Annotated in this window: 15 protein-coding genes and 2 tRNA genes; 7 read left to right on the top strand and 10 right to left on the bottom strand. The window is 51.3% G+C overall.

Going from position 1 to position 17,131, the window contains the following annotated elements:
* Positions 1–125 precede the first annotated feature (125 nt).
* Positions 126–773 carry a YchE family NAAT transporter gene (locus LBW88_RS05445; protein ID WP_034828826.1) on the bottom strand — a complete coding sequence of 216 codons (648 nt, stop codon included), beginning with the start codon at positions 771–773 and terminating at the stop codon, positions 126–128.
* 444 nt (positions 774–1,217) lie between these two features.
* On the opposite strand from LBW88_RS05445, the gene adhE reads away from it, so the two are divergent.
* Entirely contained in the window at positions 1,218–3,896 is a 2,679-nt protein-coding gene (gene adhE, locus LBW88_RS05450) for a bifunctional acetaldehyde-CoA/alcohol dehydrogenase (RefSeq protein ID WP_224931859.1), read from the top strand.
* 51 nt (positions 3,897–3,947) lie between these two features.
* On the opposite strand, the gene tdk is transcribed toward adhE, so the two are convergent.
* Positions 3,948–4,568 (bottom strand): thymidine kinase, encoded by a 621-nt coding sequence (gene tdk, locus LBW88_RS05455; RefSeq protein WP_224931857.1) that lies wholly within the window; start codon positions 4,566–4,568, stop codon positions 3,948–3,950.
* Positions 4,569–4,983: 415 nt separating this feature from the next.
* Between tdk and hns the strand changes: the two genes are divergently transcribed.
* Positions 4,984–5,391, top strand: coding sequence for a histone-like nucleoid-structuring protein H-NS (gene hns, locus LBW88_RS05460; protein ID WP_224931855.1), 408 nt, complete (start codon positions 4,984–4,986; stop codon positions 5,389–5,391).
* A gap of 97 nt (positions 5,392–5,488) precedes the next feature.
* On the opposite strand, the gene LBW88_RS05465 is transcribed toward hns, so the two are convergent.
* The 5 genes from LBW88_RS05465 to rssA form a co-directional block, all read right to left on the bottom strand.
* Positions 5,489–6,496, bottom strand: a complete 1,008-nt coding sequence (locus LBW88_RS05465) for an NAD-dependent epimerase (protein ID WP_224931853.1) — start codon at positions 6,494–6,496, stop codon at positions 5,489–5,491.
* A gap of 14 nt (positions 6,497–6,510) precedes the next feature.
* Positions 6,511–7,851 (bottom strand): UDP-glucose dehydrogenase family protein, encoded by a 1,341-nt coding sequence (locus LBW88_RS05470; protein WP_224931851.1) that lies wholly within the window; start codon positions 7,849–7,851, stop codon positions 6,511–6,513.
* 23 nt (positions 7,852–7,874) lie between these two features.
* Entirely contained in the window at positions 7,875–8,783 is a 909-nt protein-coding gene (gene galU / locus LBW88_RS05475; protein ID WP_224931849.1) for a UTP--glucose-1-phosphate uridylyltransferase GalU, read from the bottom strand.
* A 193-nt stretch (positions 8,784–8,976) separates the two neighbouring features.
* Positions 8,977–9,993, bottom strand: coding sequence for a two-component system response regulator RssB (gene rssB / locus LBW88_RS05480; protein ID WP_224931847.1), 1,017 nt, complete (start codon positions 9,991–9,993; stop codon positions 8,977–8,979).
* Between the two features lie 102 nt (positions 9,994–10,095).
* Positions 10,096–11,001 carry a patatin-like phospholipase RssA gene (gene rssA / locus LBW88_RS05485; protein WP_034828813.1) on the bottom strand — a complete coding sequence of 302 codons (906 nt, stop codon included), beginning with the start codon at positions 10,999–11,001 and terminating at the stop codon, positions 10,096–10,098.
* Positions 11,002–11,097: 96 nt separating this feature from the next.
* Here rssA and LBW88_RS05490 point away from each other — a divergent pair, with 96 nt between their 5' ends.
* The 5 genes from LBW88_RS05490 (at position 11,098) to xthA (ending at position 13,747) form a co-directional block, all read left to right on the top strand.
* Positions 11,098–11,553 (top strand): YchJ family protein, encoded by a 456-nt coding sequence (locus LBW88_RS05490; protein ID WP_224931845.1) that lies wholly within the window; start codon positions 11,098–11,100, stop codon positions 11,551–11,553.
* Positions 11,554–11,610: 57 nt separating this feature from the next.
* On the top strand, positions 11,611–12,459 hold the full coding sequence (purU, locus tag LBW88_RS05495; RefSeq protein WP_034828882.1) for a formyltetrahydrofolate deformylase: 849 nt from the start codon (positions 11,611–11,613) through the stop codon (positions 12,457–12,459).
* A 144-nt stretch (positions 12,460–12,603) separates the two neighbouring features.
* Positions 12,604–12,688 (top strand) — tRNA-Tyr (locus LBW88_RS05500).
* A 45-nt stretch (positions 12,689–12,733) separates the two neighbouring features.
* Positions 12,734–12,818: transfer RNA gene (locus LBW88_RS05505), tRNA-Tyr, on the top strand.
* A gap of 116 nt (positions 12,819–12,934) precedes the next feature.
* Positions 12,935–13,747, top strand: a complete 813-nt coding sequence (gene xthA / locus LBW88_RS05510; protein WP_224931843.1) for an exodeoxyribonuclease III — start codon at positions 12,935–12,937, stop codon at positions 13,745–13,747.
* A 32-nt stretch (positions 13,748–13,779) separates the two neighbouring features.
* Here the strand turns inward: xthA and LBW88_RS05515 are convergent, their stop codons facing one another.
* Genes LBW88_RS05515 through selD form a run of 3 tightly spaced genes read right to left on the bottom strand, consistent with a single transcriptional unit; the run spans position 13,780 to position 17,064 of the window.
* Complete coding sequence (locus tag LBW88_RS05515) at positions 13,780–14,076, bottom strand: YnjH family protein (RefSeq protein WP_224931841.1); 297 nt, start codon at positions 14,074–14,076, stop codon at positions 13,780–13,782.
* Entirely contained in the window at positions 14,076–15,998 is a 1,923-nt protein-coding gene (locus LBW88_RS05520; protein WP_224931839.1) for a DNA topoisomerase III, read from the bottom strand. Before LBW88_RS05520 ends, LBW88_RS05515 begins: the two co-directional genes overlap by 1 nt.
* A 22-nt stretch (positions 15,999–16,020) precedes the next feature.
* The gene (gene selD / locus LBW88_RS05525) at positions 16,021–17,064 is read right to left on the bottom strand and encodes a selenide, water dikinase SelD (RefSeq protein WP_224931837.1); all 1,044 of its coding nucleotides are present in this window, start codon (positions 17,062–17,064) and stop codon (positions 16,021–16,023) included.
* Positions 17,065–17,131: the final 67 nt, after the last annotated feature.

Here is a 17,131-nt window from a genome sequence, read left to right on the forward strand (position 1 = left end):
CAAAAGTGATGATAGCCCAATCATATTAAGCAAGCCGAATAACTTCACCATATTGGTGCAAAAAACTCATTCGCTGCACCAATATGGATCACAAAAGTTATTTTTTAACTGAAAATACGACCAGATTAATTCAGTAAACCCGGAAATATCGCTTTCATGCCGGTGACAACAAACTCAATGCCCAGCGCCATTAATAGTAGCCCCATGATTCGGGTAATCACGTTAATGCCTGTCTGCCCTAAAATGCGCACCATTAATGGGGCGGCACGAAACAGTAACCAACAGCAGAAAGCAAAAATCGCAATGGCGACGGTGAAACCGAGCAGGTTTATCCAACTGTGGTAACGCGTGCTCCAGACGATAGTCGAACTGATGGCACCCGGCCCGGCCATTAAAGGCAAGGCCAGCGGCACCACACCAATACTTTCACGAATCGCGGTCTCTGATTTTTCTTGTTTATTTTGCTTATCCTCGCCCAGCTTGCCGCTGATCATCGACATCGCGATAGTCACCACCAGAATGCCGCCAGCGATACGGAATGAGTCAATGGAGATGCCGAAAAGATGGAGAATGGCGTCCCCGAGAAACAGTGAGGTCCAGAGAATGATTGCCACAGCCAGATTTGCCGTGAAGTTGGTTTTATTCCGCTCAGCGACGGCCTGGTAGCTGGTCATGCTGATGAACACGGGAATGATCCCCACGGGATTGACCAGGGCAAATAAACCGACAAAAAACTTAATGTAGCCGGAAAAATCAAGTAGCACGGGGTTCACTGTGAGCTCCACGAAGGTAGTGTTTCAAATCGCGCTTAATGTAGTGCATAAGCCGGGCGGAAAACCAGTGGGTTAAGCGGAAATATATGCTGCTGTTTCCACTCCTTTCCAGTGTATTCCTCTGTGCAGAGTTGGACACCCTCCACCCAGCTGCATCCCTGCCAACTAAAACCGACCTAAGACTTACTTTAGTTGCTAAAGTCGGTGCTGAAAGGTGTCAGCTTGGCCTCAAATTGATCCATATCAAAATTTGCCTACCTCATCAGGGGTAATCTTACCCCATCGAAATTATTGAGAAGTGAGTCAGTATCTAATCCTGGAAACCCTTTTAGTAAGCAACGGCGATCAACTCGCCACTCTGACCAACGTACAAGCTTAGCGCGGCTATACTTTCGAACTCAGGCTTGCTTACTAAAAGAGTTTAACTTCCTTCAGGAGAGCACTATGGCCGTTACAAATGTTGCCGAACTTAATGCACTGGTTGAGCGTGTAAAAAAGGCACAGCGTGAATACGCCAACTTTAGTCAGGAACAAGTTGATACCATTTTCCGCGCTGCTGCACTCGCCGCTGCTGATGCCCGCATCCCCCTCGCTAAAATGGCCGTTGCCGAATCCGGCATGGGCATCGTTGAAGATAAAGTGATTAAAAACCACTTCGCTTCTGAATATATCTACAACGCTTATAAAGATGAGAAAACCTGCGGTGTGCTGGATACCGATGACACCTTCGGCACCATCACCATAGCTGAGCCGATTGGCCTGATTTGCGGTATCGTCCCGACCACTAACCCAACCTCCACCGCCATTTTTAAAGCACTGATTAGCTTAAAAACCCGTAACGGTATTATCTTCTCACCGCATCCACGTGCTAAAGATGCCACCAATAAAGCGGCTGACATCGTGTTGCAGGCAGCCATTGCCGCCGGTGCGCCGAAAGACATCATTGGCTGGATCGATGTCCCTTCAGTGGAGCTGTCCAACCAGTTAATGCATCACCCTGATATCAATCTGATTCTGGCCACCGGTGGCCCAGGCATGGTGAAAGCCGCATACAGTTCCGGTAAACCGGCGATTGGTGTGGGTGCAGGTAACACGCCAGTCGTTATCGATGAAACCGCTGATATCAAACGCGCGGTAGCTTCTATCCTGATGTCCAAAACCTTCGACAACGGTGTGATTTGTGCGTCAGAACAGTCCGTCATCGTGGTGGATTCTGTCTACGATGCGGTTCGCGAGCGTTTCGCCAGCCACGGTGGCTATCTGTTAGAGGGTAAAGAGTTAAAAGCCATTGAGGACATCATCCTGAAAAATGGCGCACTGAATGCCGCTATCGTAGGTCAGCCTGCAGCAAAAATTGCCGAACTGGCCGGCATCAGCGTCCCTGCGACCACCAAAATTCTCATCGGTGAAGTGAAACTGGTGGATGAATCTGAACCCTTTGCCCACGAAAAACTGTCGCCAACCCTGGCGATGTATCGTGCAAAAGATTATTACGATGCGGTGGATAAAGCAGAGAAACTGGTGGCTATGGGCGGTATCGGCCATACCTCCTGCCTGTACACTGACCAGGATAACCAACACGAACGCGTGCACTTCTTCGGCGACAAGATGAAGACGGCCCGTATTCTGATTAACACACCAGCTTCGCAAGGCGGTATCGGCGACCTGTATAACTTCAAACTTGCGCCATCGTTGACGCTGGGTTGTGGATCCTGGGGCGGTAACTCCATTTCTGAGAACGTCGGACCTAAACACCTGATCAACAAGAAAACCGTGGCCAAGCGAGCTGAAAATATGTTGTGGCATAAACTTCCGAAGTCTATCTACTTCCGTCGTGGTTCACTGCCCATTGCCCTTGAAGAAGTTGCGACCGACGGTGCTAAGCGTGCCTTTATCGTCACCGACCGCTTCCTGTTTAACAATGGCTACGCCGATCAAGTCACTCGCGTGTTAAAAGCGCACGGCATCGAAACTGAAGTGTTCTTTGAAGTGGAAGCGGACCCAACACTGAGCATCGTACGTAAAGGTGCTGAGCAGATGAACAGCTTTAAACCTGATGTGATTATCGCGCTGGGTGGCGGTTCCCCGATGGATGCCGCGAAAATCATGTGGGTGATGTATGAACATCCTGAAACCCATTTCGAAGAGCTGGCGCTGCGTTTCATGGATATCCGTAAACGTATCTACAAGTTCCCGAAAATGGGCGTGAAAGCGCGCATGGTGGCAATCACCACCACTTCCGGTACTGGTTCTGAAGTGACGCCGTTTGCGGTAGTGACAGACGATGCCACAGGCCAGAAATATCCGTTAGCGGATTATGCACTGACGCCTGATATGGCGATTGTGGATGCCAACCTGGTGATGGATATGCCGCGCTCACTCTGTGCGTTTGGTGGTCTGGATGCCGTCACTCACTCACTGGAAGCTTATGTCTCTGTGCTGGCAAACGAATACTCGGATGGACAGGCACTGCAGGCACTGAAACTGCTGAAAGAGAACCTGCCTGCCAGCTATCGTGAGGGGGCGAAGAATCCGGTGGCGCGTGAACGTGTGCATAATGCGGCAACTATCGCCGGTATCGCCTTCGCCAACGCCTTCCTTGGTGTGTGTCACTCCATGGCGCACAAGTTGGGCTCTGAGTTCCATATTCCGCACGGTTTGGCCAACGCCCTGCTAATTTGCAACGTCATCCGTTACAACGCGAATGACAACCCAACCAAGCAGACCGCCTTCAGTCAGTACGATCGCCCACAGGCACGCCGTCGCTACGCTGAAATTGCCGACCATCTTGGACTGAGTGCTCAGGGTGACCGCACTGCCCAGAAAATTGAGAAACTGCTGGCATGGCTGGAAGAGATGAAAACTCAATTGGGTATTCCAACCTCTATCCGTGAAGCAGGCGTGCAGGAAGCTGATTTCCTGGCGAAAGTCGATAAACTGGCAGACGACGCGTTTGATGACCAGTGTACCGGTGCTAATCCACGTTATCCGCTGATTGCTGAATTGAAGCAAATCATGCTGGATACCTTCTATGGCCGTGAATTCTCTGAAGCTGAAGGCGCAGTAGCCGAAGCCGTCGATGATAAAGCGGTGAAAATCGAGAGAAAAACCAAAAAAGCTTAATCGGCTAAAAACAAAAAACCCGCTGCGGCGGGTTTTTTTATCGCTAAATAATCAAGCGTGCGGCGATTGAGAACCATAAATGGCTTTTAACGATCCTTCATCAATTGCCTGTTTATAGTGTTTACGGCAGACAGAAATATAACGCTCATTGCCACCAATGACGACCTGCTCCCCTTCGCTGAACGGTTTACCGTTGGCGTCAAGGCGCAATACCATGCTGGCTTTACGTCCGCAATGACAGATGGTTTTAAGCTCAACCAGTTTATCTGCCCACGCCAGCAAATATTGACTACCGGTAAAGAGTTCGCCGAGGAAGTCTGTGCGTAATCCATAACACAATACGGGAATATCCATATTGTCGACCACATCCGATAACGCTCTGACTTGCTCTCGCGTCAGGAACTGGCTTTCATCCACCAGCACACAATGAACCGGCTGCTTCGCATGTTCATCTGCTATTTCCTGACTTAGTTGAGTCTCGGCGTTATATAAAAACGCAGGAGACGAAAGACCAATCCGTGAGCTCACCTTGCCCGCACCAAAACGGTCATCAATCTCGGCGGTATACACCAGGGTCCGCATGCCGCGCTCCTGATAGTTATAGGAGGACTGAAGCAAGGCAGTGGATTTACCCGCGTTCATCGCGGAGTAATAAAAATAAAGTTGGGCCATATGCAGAATCTCATCGCAGCACAAATCTGATGGCGCGCAGTCTACCATAAACAGGTAAACCTGTAGCGATGCATTATTTTTATCATTTGCTCAAATTAACAACAATGATAGATAAGGGATTCGTTACCGAACTTGAATAGCACGTTTTGGCAAAGAACAATCTATGCTGAGATTTTATTCAGAATTATTACCGCCAAAGTGTAAGGATTAGCACAACGTCGTGGCTGCAAACGCGGATAATCAAGGCTTCCGGTTTTAAAGCGAGCGGGGAATATATTTGTAAATCGTTATAAATGCGATTTCTGGCTTTTACTTTAGGTTTTACTTTTTAATCTGACTATTGCAGTTATTTTTTAGCCCCACTATTATGAGTCGGCAGAACAACTCCCATTTATTATATTTTGAGATTAGGACAATGAGCGAAGCACTTAAAATTCTTAATAATATCCGTACATTGCGCGCGCAAGCTCGGGAATGCACTCTGGAAACACTGGAAGAGATGCTGGAAAAACTCGAGGTTGTCGTCAATGAGCGCCGTGAAGAAGACACGCACGCGCAGGCTGAAAATGCTGAACGTAACCGTAAACTGGAACAATACCGTGAAATGCTGATTGCTGACGGAATCGATCCAAACGAACTGTTACAGGCCCTTTCAGAGACTAAAGCACCGGGCAAAACCAAGCGTGCTGCTCGTCCTGCCAAGTATTCTTACGTCGATGAAAACGGTGAAAACCGCACCTGGACAGGCCAGGGTCGTACACCAGCTGTGATTAAAAAAGCGATTGAAGAACAAGGTAAACAACTGGACGATTTCCTGCTGTAATTTTCCAGTGCTTCGAATTGTGAAAAACGTTGCCGTTATTTCACTTTACACCGGGTAAGAAAAAAGGAAGCCGCTGGCTTCCTTTTTTAATGCATCGTTATTGCTGATAAAAGTCGCGATACCAATCAACAAAATTCTGTACGCCCTGCTCAACTTTGGTTTGCGGACGGTATTGAATCGCGTCATATAACGGCTGAGTATCTGCGCTGGTGCCTGGCACATCACCCGGCTGCATTGGCAGCATATTTTTCATCGCTTCAATACCCAACGCCTTTTCCAGTGACTCAATGTAGGTCATCAGGCTGGTTGGCTGGCTGTTACCGATATTGTATACGCGATAAGGGGCAGAACTGGTGGCCGGCGATCCCGCTTCCACGGTCCAGTTTTCATCAGCCTGCGGAATTACATCCTGCAAACGTACGATGGCTTCAGCAATATCATCAATGTAAGTGAAGTCACGGGTCATTTGCCCGCGGTTATAAACATCGATTTGTTCGCCCGCCAGCATCGCGCGGGTAAATTTAAATAACGCCATATCCGGACGTCCCCACGGGCCGTAAACGGTAAAGAAGCGCAGGCCTGTGGTCGGTAACTGGTACAAATGAGAGTAGGTATGCGACATCAATTCGTTGGCTTTTTTGGTGGCCGCATACAAAGAAATAGGATGGTCAACGGAGTCGTCCGTTGAGAAAGGCATTTTGCGGTTAAGCCCATAAACCGAGCTGGATGACGCATACAGCAGGTGGCCGATTTTATGATGGCGGCAACCTTCGAGAATATTGAGGTGGCCAATCAGATTGGCGTCAGCATAAGCATGTGGGTTTTCAATTGAATAACGAACGCCCGCTTGTGCACCTAAATGGATGACGCGTTCAAACGCATGTTCTTCGAATAAAGAAGAAATGGCCTGGCGATCTGCCAGGTCCATTTTCAGGAAAATAAACTCGGGATGCTGAGCGATCTGGTCCAAGCGCGCTTGTTTCAGGCTAACATCGTAGTAGTCATTCAGGTTATCAATCCCAACAACCTTGTGACCGGCGGCCAGCAAACGCTGACTCACGTGAAACCCAATAAAACCTGCCGCGCCAGTAACCAGAAACTTCATACATCCCTCATTTATTACACAATTTGAATTGATGCTCCGCGACCGATAGCGTAATACGTGAAGCCGCGTTTGCTAATACGCTCCGGATCATACAGGTTACGACCATCAAAAATCACGGGTTGTTTTAACGCGGTTTTGATGACGTCGAAATCTGGCGCACGGAAATTCTGCCATTCAGTACAGATGACCAGGCCATCAGCACCCTGCAACGCCGCTTCTTTGGTACCGGTCAGCTTCAGATCGTCGCGGTGGCCATAAATACGCTGCGCTTCTTCCATTGCTTCCGGGTCAAATGCCTGAATGGTCGCACCCGCTTCCCACAGCGTTTCCATCAGCACACGGCTGGAGGCTTCACGCATATCGTCGGTATTAGGTTTGAACGCCAGGCCCCAGAGGGCAAAGGTTTTGCCGCGCAGGTCGTCGCCATAGTGACGCTTGATGAAACTCGGCAGTTTGTTCTTCTGCGAATCATTCACATCTTCTACCGCCTGTAACAGACGCGGCGTGTAACCAATCGACTCAGCAGTGCGAATCAGCGCCTGCACGTCTTTCGGGAAGCACGAACCACCGTAGCCGCAGCCAGGGTAGATGAAGTGATAACCAATGCGTGAATCAGAACCAATCCCCTGGCGCACTTTCTCAACGTCGGCTCCCAGACGTTCTGCCAGGTTAGAGATCTCATTCATGAAGCTGATTTTGGTCGCGAGCATGCAGTTCGCTGCGTACTTGGTCAGCTCTGCACTGCGGATATCCATCAGAATCATACGATCGTGATTGCGATTGAATGGCTCATAGAGCTCACGCAACAACTCAACCACATCGTCGTTATCGGTACCGACTACGATGCGCTCAGGACGCATGCAGTCATTTACTGCAGCCCCTTCCTTGAGGAATTCAGGGTTAGAAACCACATCAAACGGGATGTTGACATCACGTTTTTGCAGCGTCTCGGTCATCACTGCACGCACACGATCAGCCGTTCCAACTGGGACGGTTGATTTGTCGATCACAACTTTATGATCGTTCATGTGCGCAGCAATTGTCCGCGCAACCGCAGTCACATATTTCAGATCGGCAGAACCGTCTTCATCCGGCGGCGTTCCCACAGCAATAAATTGCATCACACCGTGGTTAACACCCTCTTCTGCATTGGTGCTGAATTTAAGGCGCCCCGATTCATAGTTAGACATCACCAGCGGCGTCAAACCCGGTTCGAAAATCGGAATATTACCTTTTTTCAGGTTCTCGACTTTCTTTTCATCGACATCAATACAGAGAACGTCATGTCCGACTTCGGCCAACACCGCAGCCTGAACCAGACCGACATAGCCGATACCAAATACAGTGACTTTCATTGAATTATCCTGTGTTTAATGAATTACTTTTTGTTGCCTACAGCGCCTTCCAGCCATTGGGTAAAGTCTTTACCCAGTACTGGATGACGAACGCCATACTCAACGAAAGCCTGCATATAACCCAGTTTGTTACCGCAGTCATGGCTCACACCGGTCAGGTGGTAGGCTTCAACGGTCTCTTTTTCCATCAGCATCGCGATGGAGTCAGTCAGCTGAACTTCGCCGCCAGCGCCTGGAGGGGTTTTCGCCAGCAGAGGCCAGATGTCAGCAGACAGCACGTAACGACCCACTACCGCGAGGTTGGATGGCGCTTCAGAAGCTTTAGGCTTCTCAACCACACCGACCATTGGCGCGCTCTGGCCTGGTGCCAGGTCAGCACCTTTGCAGTCAACCACACCGTAAGCGGTCACATCAGCAACCGGCTCAACCATAATTTGGCTGCGGCCGCTTTCTTCGTAACGCGCCAGCATCTCTGCCAGGTTGTCTTTGGTTGGGTCAGATTCGTACTCATCGATGATCACATCAGGCAGAATCACGGCAACCGGCTCATCACCGATCAGCGGATGTGCACACATCACTGCGTGGCCAAGACCTTTCGCAATACCCTGACGCACCTGCATGATGGTCACGTGTGGCGGGCAGATAGACTGGATTTCATCCAGCAGCTGACGCTTAACGCGTTTTTCCAGCATTGATTCCAGTTCGAAACTGGTATCAAAATGGTTTTCGATGGCGTTTTTAGAGGAGTGCGTAACCAGCACGATCTCGTTAATGCCCGCAGCGATACACTCATTCACGACATATTGGATCAGCGGCTTATCGACCAGCGGTAACATCTCTTTTGGAATTGCTTTAGTAGCAGGCAGCATACGCGTACCCAGACCTGCAACAGGGATTACCGCTTTTCTTACTTTAGACTTATGGGCAGACATCTAAATACCTCTCTTAATAGGCCGTTCAAGTTAATACTTGATATGTCGGTTTAAAAACGAAATGAGTATATCAGTTACTATCAGACGGATTTATCCTGGATGGAGTTAATCCGCGGAATTTAAGACTATTACCCAAGTGTAAAGCTTACCCCTGGCCCTGTCTTCAGCCCGCAAAAAATATAAATCCAATCGCTTATTCTTCAGCCGATAGCATCAGCCGGAGTCTGCCACCCGCGCCCCACACATGGCACTGCCAGGCATCGGCGCGTTGACTGATTTGATTGAGGTGCGTACTGCCCATAGTACCAAGCGGCACGCCATTACTGAGTTGAATCTGATGGGTATTGATGTGCAATGTGGCGTTGAGACCAGCGGAGACCAGAATCAGGTTTTTTAACTGGCGATGGTAGTACCCCACCAGCAAGGGGAACTGACCACTGAGATTGGCCTGACGTAACAGCATGTTGACCTGCCGCAGTAGGCCGTTTAGCTCTGGCAAGCGCTGGTTTTGCCCGGAAAGTTGTTCCTGTAACAAACCATTGAACAGTGCGCGCAACAGCAAAGCCGCTAACACGCCATTGTCACCAGCGCGCGTCACATCCAGACAGTAGAAAGCCAAATCCTTATCGGACAACGCGGCAATATCCAGCACCAGTCCCGGCTGTTCTGCCATGGTTAGTTGGCGATAGTTAATGCGGCAATTGGCGATGGTTTGCTGAACCGGTGGTTGCAGCTGCTTGAGTAGCTTGGCAGCAGCCAGTGGATCGCGAACCAGAGCATCCCAGTCCTGAAACAGCTGTTCATCTTCTTCCACTTTGGACGTGAACATCGAAGGATAAAGGCACTCATAAACGGCTTCACGAAAACGTTCGAGGTTTCTTAACGGCTTAAGCAGGACATCCTGAACCCCAAGGCGCAGGACATGAGCAATGTCGGCCATGTTCTGCGTCGCGGAGATGATTAAAATCGGCACTGTGTTGCCGCGGCTGCGAATACGTTCGACGAACTGAAGCCCACCCATGCGCGGCATCTCCAGATCGCAAATCACCAGGTCGACGGCTTGAGCCGACAGCAAAGTTAAGCCGTCAAGACCATCTCCCGCTTCCAACGTACTGGCTCCTAACCCCGCCAGCATCGTGTCTAACATTGAACGGAAAACGACCTCATCTTCGACAATGAGTATCTTTTTGCCGATTAGTGGCTTTTCCATTCTCTCCCCCTGTGTACCAGATATTTCAATAGTGGTTCATAAAACGCAGTTGCGCCTTTCAGAATTGACTGAAGTCGCACTGCCTGTGAATGAACAACCTGATTATCTGCCACGGACCAGCGGTAATAGTTCATCCATTTTTTTCTCGACTGCGGCTTTACCTGCCGCGATGGCTTCTTCTGCACGATGGAAATCCAGTGTGGATATCTGCGGACAAAACGGTTGAATCAACACATCCGGTGGATCGCCCGCCATACGGTTACGTTTAAGACGGTTTTCCAGAATCTGGATGGATGTGGACATGATCTCCATAGCACCCGGCGTCTGATTTGCACGACGGTGCGTCAGTCCCAATATGCGCTGGCGCAGTTTTTTGCCCCAGCTTAATGCTTCTGCCGCGGCCTCTTCTTCGCCGCTTTGGGGTGTCACCGATAATAAATCCTGCTGCATTAAATGCGCGTCGTGCTGTAAGTCGACCGCGATGACAATGTCAGCGCCCAGCGCACGCGTCAGGGAGATCGGCACCGGATTAACCACGGCTCCATCCACCAGCCAGTAACCATTGTAGCCAACAGGTGGTAATAAGCCTGGCATACTACAGGAAGCTCGCACCGCCTGATGCAGATCGCCCTCGGTTAACCACAACTCACGACCGGTACTTAAATTTGAAGCCACAACACCAAAAGGTTTGTTGCACCCTTCAATAAATTCATTCGGGATCAACTGACGGATGTGGCTGAAAACGCGGTCACCGCGTAACAACCCGCCTCGCTGCCACGACAGATCCATCAAGCGGATAACGTCCCAGTAGCGGAATGCGCTTACCCACTTTTCCATCACGCCCAGCCGATTATTGACGTACGCCGATCCCACCAGCGCGCCGACTGAGCAGCCTGCAACCACATCAATTTCAATGCCGGCACGCTCCAGTGCATTAATTACACCGATGTGCGCCCAACCCTTAGCGGCACCTGACCCCAGGGCCAGCCCGATCCTCACCTTTCTCATCGCACCTCGTGATTAGTCTGGTACGTAGCATCCCGCTCAGCAGTCGGCTACCATAGCGCACACTTTAATTAACTTTAATCACTCACAGGAGATGACGTGTCTGAAAAGTGCCCCTGCTGCAGCGGAAAGCAGTATAGCTTATGTTGCCAGCCCTTTCTGAACGGTCAGGCATTCCCTGCCAGCGCTGAACAATTAATGCGTTCGCGCTATACCGCCTATGTTGAAAAGAATGCTGGCTATCTGGCTTCGAGCTGGCACTCCAGTAAGCGTGTGGCCGACCTTGAGACGTTATTATCTGAAAGTTTTTCCGGCACTGAATGGCTGGGCTTGAATGTAACCCGTTGTAATCATGGAAGCCATGAGAATGAAGCCTTTGTGACCTTTTTTGCGCGTTACCGCGAAAAAGAGCGCACTTCGGCCATCTATGAATGTTCACGCTTTCTTCGTGAGGATCAACGCTGGTACTATATCGACGGAACGGTGCCCGAGCTGGGGCGCAACGATCGCTGTCCTTGTGGCTCCGATAAAAAATACAAAAAATGTTGTGGTTAATCTGGACAGATGCACAACGGCTTTACCATTCATCGCTTTGACAGGACTCTGATCGAGATGCAAGCGCAAAACACGCAACGAAAAGTTTTACGGACCATTTGCCCAGATGCGAAAGGTCTGATCGCCAAGATCACCAACATTTGCTACAAGCATGAACTCAACATTGTGCAAAACAATGAGTTTGTCGATCACCGTACCGGGCGCTTTTTCATGCGCACAGAGCTGGAAGGGATTTTCAACGACAATACTCTGCTGGCCGATCTCGACAGCGCGTTACCGGTGGGTTCCGTACGTGAACTGCAGAGTGCCGGCCGCCGTCGCGTGGTGATTCTGGTGACCAAAGAGGCGCACTGCCTGGGCGATTTACTGATGAAATGCGCGTTTGGTGGTCTCGATATGGAGATTGCCGCCGTCATCGGTAACCATGAAACGCTGCGCTCGCTGGTTGAACGTTTTGATATTCCGTTTGTGCTGGTCAGTCATGAAGGCCTGACGCGTGAAGAGCATGACAACCGCATGGGCGATGAAATTGATCGTTATCAGCCTGATTACGTCGTGCTGGCAAAATACATGCGCGTGCTGACACCGGCTTTCGTTCAGCGTTACCCAAATCAGATCATCAATATTCACCACTCGTTCCTGCCTGCCTTCATCGGCGCGCGCCCTTACCATCAGGCTTACGAGCGTGGCGTGAAAATTATCGGCGCTACCGCGCACTACGTGAATGACAACCTTGATGAAGGTCCGATCATCATGCAGGACGTGATCAACGTTGATCACAGCTACACCGCAGAAGAGATGATGCGTGCCGGTCGTGATGTCGAGAAGAATGTTCTGAGCCGTGCGCTCTACAAAGTGCTGGGACAGCGCGTATTCGTTTACGGTAACCGCACCATCATTCTGTAAGCTTCCTGGCGCTGAATTGTGCAACTCTTCAGCGCCACGGATGAAAAGTGGGCAAACGATTCATATTTTTGTTTTCAGCGCTTTACAGTCAGAGCGCATTTGATATGATGCGCCCCGCTTTCAGGCATATTAATTCAGGCCAGTGGCGGGATTCCCGAGCGGCCAAAGGGAGCAGACTGTAAATCTGCCGTCATCGACTTCGAAGGTTCGAATCCTTCTCCCGCCACCATCTGAATTATCTCCTCGCCTGAATCTTCAAGAGCTTTATATCCCTGGCGGGATTCCCGAGCGGCCAAAGGGAGCAGACTGTAAATCTGCCGTCATCGACTTCGAAGGTTCGAATCCTTCTCCCGCCACCATCTCTCGTCATTCCCCTATTGCTTCTATCGCTGTTTCTTCCCAATCCAACCCATGACTTTTTAACGAAAACTCGTTACCATCCCGGCATACTTTTGCGGATAAAAATGGCAGCGAAATGAAATTCATCTCTTTCAACATCAATGGTTTGCGCGCACGCCCTCATCAACTAGAAGCCCTCGTCGAACAGCATCAGCCAGATGTTATCGGCTTGCAGGAAACCAAAGTCCACGATGACATGTTCCCGCTCGAAGACGTCAGCAAACTGGGTTACAACGTGTTTTATCACGGTCAGAAAGGCCATTATGGCGTCGCGCTGCTGACCAAAGCGCAGCCTGTCTCCGTTCGTCGTGGATTTCCCGGTGATAATGAGGAATCACAGCGCCGTTTGATCATGGCGGAAATCCCCAGCCCGATTGGCGACATCACCGTAATTAACGGTTACTTCCCGCAGGGTGAGAGCCGTGACCATCCGACCAAATTCCCGGCAAAAGAGAAGTTCTACCGCGATTTACAGGATTATCTGGAACAGCAGCTGGCAATCGATAAGCCGGTGCTGATCATGGGTGACATGAATATCAGCAGTACCGATCTCGATATCGGCATTGGCGAAGATAACCGTAAGCGCTGGCTGCGCACCGGTAAATGCTCATTCCTGCCAGAAGAGCGTGAGTGGATGGATCGTCTGCTGCAGTGGGGACTGGTGGATACCTGGCGCGCCAAATACCCGGAAACAGCTGACCGCTTCTCCTGGTTCGACTACCGTTCAAAAGGCTTTGATGATAACCGGGGTCTGCGTATCGACCTGTTGCTGGCCAGTCAGCCGCTGGCCGCACGTTGCATTGAAAGTGGCATTGATTACGAGATCCGCAGCATGGAAAAACCGTCGGATCATGCGCCGGTCTGGTCGACGTTCAATCTGGACAAATAATGAAACAGCGTGGCGTGAAAACGCCACGCTGTTTATTTGATGATTTTCCAGATAAGCGGGTTAGTGCCCATCACTTTTTCATCACGCCCACACTGCAGCAGTACGCCTTCCGCTTTGACGACCGCCCCTTCAGAATAACTGCGATTCTCATAGGTGCAGCACTGCAGGCAGTTGCTCTGCTGATTATTCTGGCCCTGTGTCCAGACTTCAGGTGGCATATCAACCACCACATCCGTATTGCCCATGCGACTGTTTTCCGGCTGGCGGTTTGCCAGCGCCGAATTCGTGCACAGCAGCAGCCCGCTAAGCGCTAATAGGATATAACGCATCACTCTGTCTCCTTGGTTTTACGCCGGGTCGATTTCGGTTTTGCTTTACGTTTAGCGGCCGGTGCGGCAATGCCTCTAAATGATTGCAACGAGGGTCGCTGACGCGCTTCGCCAATTAACCCGATCAGCGTGGAGACCAGCGGCTGCATAAACTCATCATAGCGGCAGGCCTTTTCACTGATGCGCGTTAATGTCGATTCCCACTGAGCCGTCATATCTGGCCGGGCCGCCATTTCAGGTAATGCATGGATCAGCGCCCTGCCCGCATCCGTAGAATGAATATAGCGGCCTTTCTTCACGAGGAATGTCCGGCGGAACAATAATTCGATGATGCCGGCTCGCGTCGCTTCCGTCCCTAAACCATCGGTCGCACGCAGCACTTTCTTTAATTCTTTATCCTGAACAAAGCGCGCGATGCCGGTCATGGCGGATAACAGAGTGGCATCGGTAAATGGGCGCGGCGGCTGTGTCTGCTTGGCGAGCACTTCACCGCACTCACACAGCAGCTCATCGCCCTTTGCCACGACAGGTAAAGGCGTGCCATCGTTCTCTTCATCACGCTCTTTACTGCCGAGTAAGGCACGCCAACCCGCTTCTGCCAGAAAGCGTGCTTTCGCAACAAACTTGCCACCGCCAATCTCGAGATCGATAACGCATTTGCGAAACACTGCATCAGGGCAGAATTGCATCAGATACTGACGTGCCACCAGGCCGTAAATGTTGGCTTCATTTTCCGTCAGATTCACTTTGCTGGAGCGGGCGGTGGGGATGATGGCGTGATGCGCATCGACCTTCTTATCGTCCCAGCAGCGGTTCTTCTTATCGGGATTAAAATCCGTCGGCGGTTTCAGATTAGGCTGATGCGCCTGAATCGCATTCAGCACCGCATGGCGTCCGGCGAAATGTTCGTCCGGCAAATAACGACTGTCAGAACGCGGATAGGTAATCAGCTTGTGGGTTTCATACAGACGCTGGCAGCAGTCCAGTACGTTTTGCGCGCTGAGACCAAAACGCTTCGCTGCTTCAATCTGCAGGCTGGAGAGCGAAAAAGGCAGCGGCGCGGTGTCAGATTCCCGTTTGTCGTTATAGCCGGTGACCATAGCCGGCTTACCGTTGATACGCTCCAATACGTGATCGGCCAGCGATCGGTGTAACAGGCGGCCTTCTTCATCCTGCCAGGGTTCGCAGGCATCGCTGGGTATCCAGCTGGCAATGAAACGCTCATCCTTCGGCGTCACGATGTGCGCTTTCACTTCGAAGTAATCTTTCGGAATGAAGTTTTCGATCTCTTCATCGCGACGCACCACCAGGCCGAGCACCGGTGTCTGAACGCGTCCTACCGACAACACGCCATCGTAACCGGCATTGCGCCCTAACAGCGTAAACGCACGGGTCATATTGATGCCGTAGAGCCAATCTGCGCGGGCGCGGGCCAATGCGGAGACGCACAGTGGGATAAACTCGCGGTTCTCACGCAAACGGCTTACGGCACGTTCCACGGCGGAGGGATTGAGATCGTTAATCAGACAACGCTGCACTCTCTGCCGCTTTTCCGGCGCGAGTTGCAGGTAGTCCAGCACTTCATCGACTAACAATTGACCTTCACGATCCGGGTCACCGGCATGCACCACTTCGCTCGCCTGCTGCAGTAAACCTTCAATCACTTTAAGCTGTTTCGCCACCGACGGACGCGGCTGTAAACGCCACTTTTCCGGGATAATCGGTAGATCGGCAAGATTCCAGCGCGCATAGCGGCTGTCATAGCTGTCCGGCTGCGCCTGCTCCAGCAAATGCCCGACGCACCAGGTAACCATCTGATCGTTGCCACAGGCAATAAAGCCGTCACCACGTCGATGTGGTTTCGGCAGTACATCAGCAATGGCGCGCGCCAGGCTGGGTTTTTCAGCAATAAACAAACGCATGTCTGGCGTCGTTCCTTCTACGTCAACTCACAACGGTAATTAATGGGCAGGCGGGATCGGCAGCCAATAGTTCACCAATCGCCGTCGCCTGCACGCCTGCCAATGTTGCGCAGTGCTGGAAGGCTTCAACTTCGCTGGGTTGCACTGCTACCAGTAAACCGCCCGAGGTTTGCGGGTCGCAGAGTAACGCACGCGTGGCATCATCCATCGCGGAAATATGGGCACCATAGCTGGCAAAATTGCGCTGAGTGCCACCGGGCACTGCCCCCGCAGCAATATAGTCATCGACTCCCGGCAAGCGCGGAACCTTCTCAGCATTGATTTCAGCGCGCAAGCCTGAGCCCTGGCAAATTTCACTCAGGTGTCCAAGTAAGCCAAACCCGGTCACATCGGTCATGGCACTAACACCGTCCAGTTTAGCGAACTCGGCACCGGCTTTATTCAACTGACACATCACCTCAGCCGCCAAAGATTGGTGCTCTGGCAACAGAAGACCTTTTTTCTCGGCCGTGGTCAGGATGCCAATTCCCAGCGGCTTGGTGAGAAACAACTGGCTCCCCACCTGCGCGGCGCTGTTCTTTTTCACCCGCGCCACATCAACGATGCCGGTTACAGCCAGGCCAAAAATCGGCTCCGGTGCATCGATCGAGTGCCCACCCGCCAGCGCAATACCGGCAGCCTGGCACGCCGCACGGCCACCTTCAATCACCTGCTGCGCCACTTCCGGGCTCAGCACGTTGACGGGCCAGCCTAAAATGGCAATCGCCATGATCGGTTTACCGCCCATGGCATAGATATCACTGATAGCGTTGGTAGCGGCGATACGGCCAAAGGTATGGGGATCATCGACAATCGGCATGAAGAAGTCTGTGGTACTTACCACCGCCGTGCCGTTGCCAAGATCGTAAACAGCGGCATCGTCACGGGTTTCGTTGCCCACCAGCAGCTGCGGGTCGTGAAAAGGAGTCAGCTCACTATGAAGAATGGTTTCCAGTACCTGCGGCGAAATTTTGCAGCCGCAGCCAGCTCCATGGCTGTATTGCGTCAGACGAAGAGGTTCACTCATGGCGGGTTCCTTATGCGCTGAACAGAAGGCCGTATGTTAGCCTGGCTGTCAGCCGGTGGTAAGTGTT

It is taken from the genome of Pantoea sp. alder81 (assembly GCF_020179835.1).
GTDB lineage: Bacteria > Pseudomonadota > Gammaproteobacteria > Enterobacterales > Enterobacteriaceae > Pantoea.

What these genes read in the sequence shown, in the direction of transcription:
- rssA (WP_034828813.1), bottom strand. Translation starts at nt 11,001, where the DNA reads ATGAGAAAGGTGAGGATCGGGCTGGCCCTGGGGTCAGGTGCCGCTAAG.
- xthA (WP_224931843.1), top strand. Translation starts at nt 12,935, where the DNA reads ATGAAATTCATCTCTTTCAACATCAATGGTTTGCGCGCACGCCCTCAT.
- LBW88_RS05515 (WP_224931841.1), bottom strand. Translation starts at nt 14,076, where the DNA reads ATGCGTTATATCCTATTAGCGCTTAGCGGGCTGCTGCTGTGCACGAAT.
- purU (WP_034828882.1), top strand. Translation starts at nt 11,611, where the DNA reads ATGCAAGCGCAAAACACGCAACGAAAAGTTTTACGGACCATTTGCCCA.
- hns (WP_224931855.1), top strand. Translation starts at nt 4,984, where the DNA reads ATGAGCGAAGCACTTAAAATTCTTAATAATATCCGTACATTGCGCGCG.
- tdk (WP_224931857.1), bottom strand. Translation starts at nt 4,568, where the DNA reads ATGGCCCAACTTTATTTTTATTACTCCGCGATGAACGCGGGTAAATCC.
- galU (WP_224931849.1), bottom strand. Translation starts at nt 8,783, where the DNA reads ATGTCTGCCCATAAGTCTAAAGTAAGAAAAGCGGTAATCCCTGTTGCA.
- LBW88_RS05520 (WP_224931839.1), bottom strand. Translation starts at nt 15,998, where the DNA reads ATGCGTTTGTTTATTGCTGAAAAACCCAGCCTGGCGCGCGCCATTGCT.
- adhE (WP_224931859.1), top strand. Translation starts at nt 1,218, where the DNA reads ATGGCCGTTACAAATGTTGCCGAACTTAATGCACTGGTTGAGCGTGTA.
- LBW88_RS05470 (WP_224931851.1), bottom strand. Translation starts at nt 7,851, where the DNA reads ATGAAAGTCACTGTATTTGGTATCGGCTATGTCGGTCTGGTTCAGGCT.
- LBW88_RS05465 (WP_224931853.1), bottom strand. Translation starts at nt 6,496, where the DNA reads ATGAAGTTTCTGGTTACTGGCGCGGCAGGTTTTATTGGGTTTCACGTG.
- rssB (WP_224931847.1), bottom strand. Translation starts at nt 9,993, where the DNA reads ATGGAAAAGCCACTAATCGGCAAAAAGATACTCATTGTCGAAGATGAG.
- selD (WP_224931837.1), bottom strand. Translation starts at nt 17,064, where the DNA reads ATGAGTGAACCTCTTCGTCTGACGCAATACAGCCATGGAGCTGGCTGC.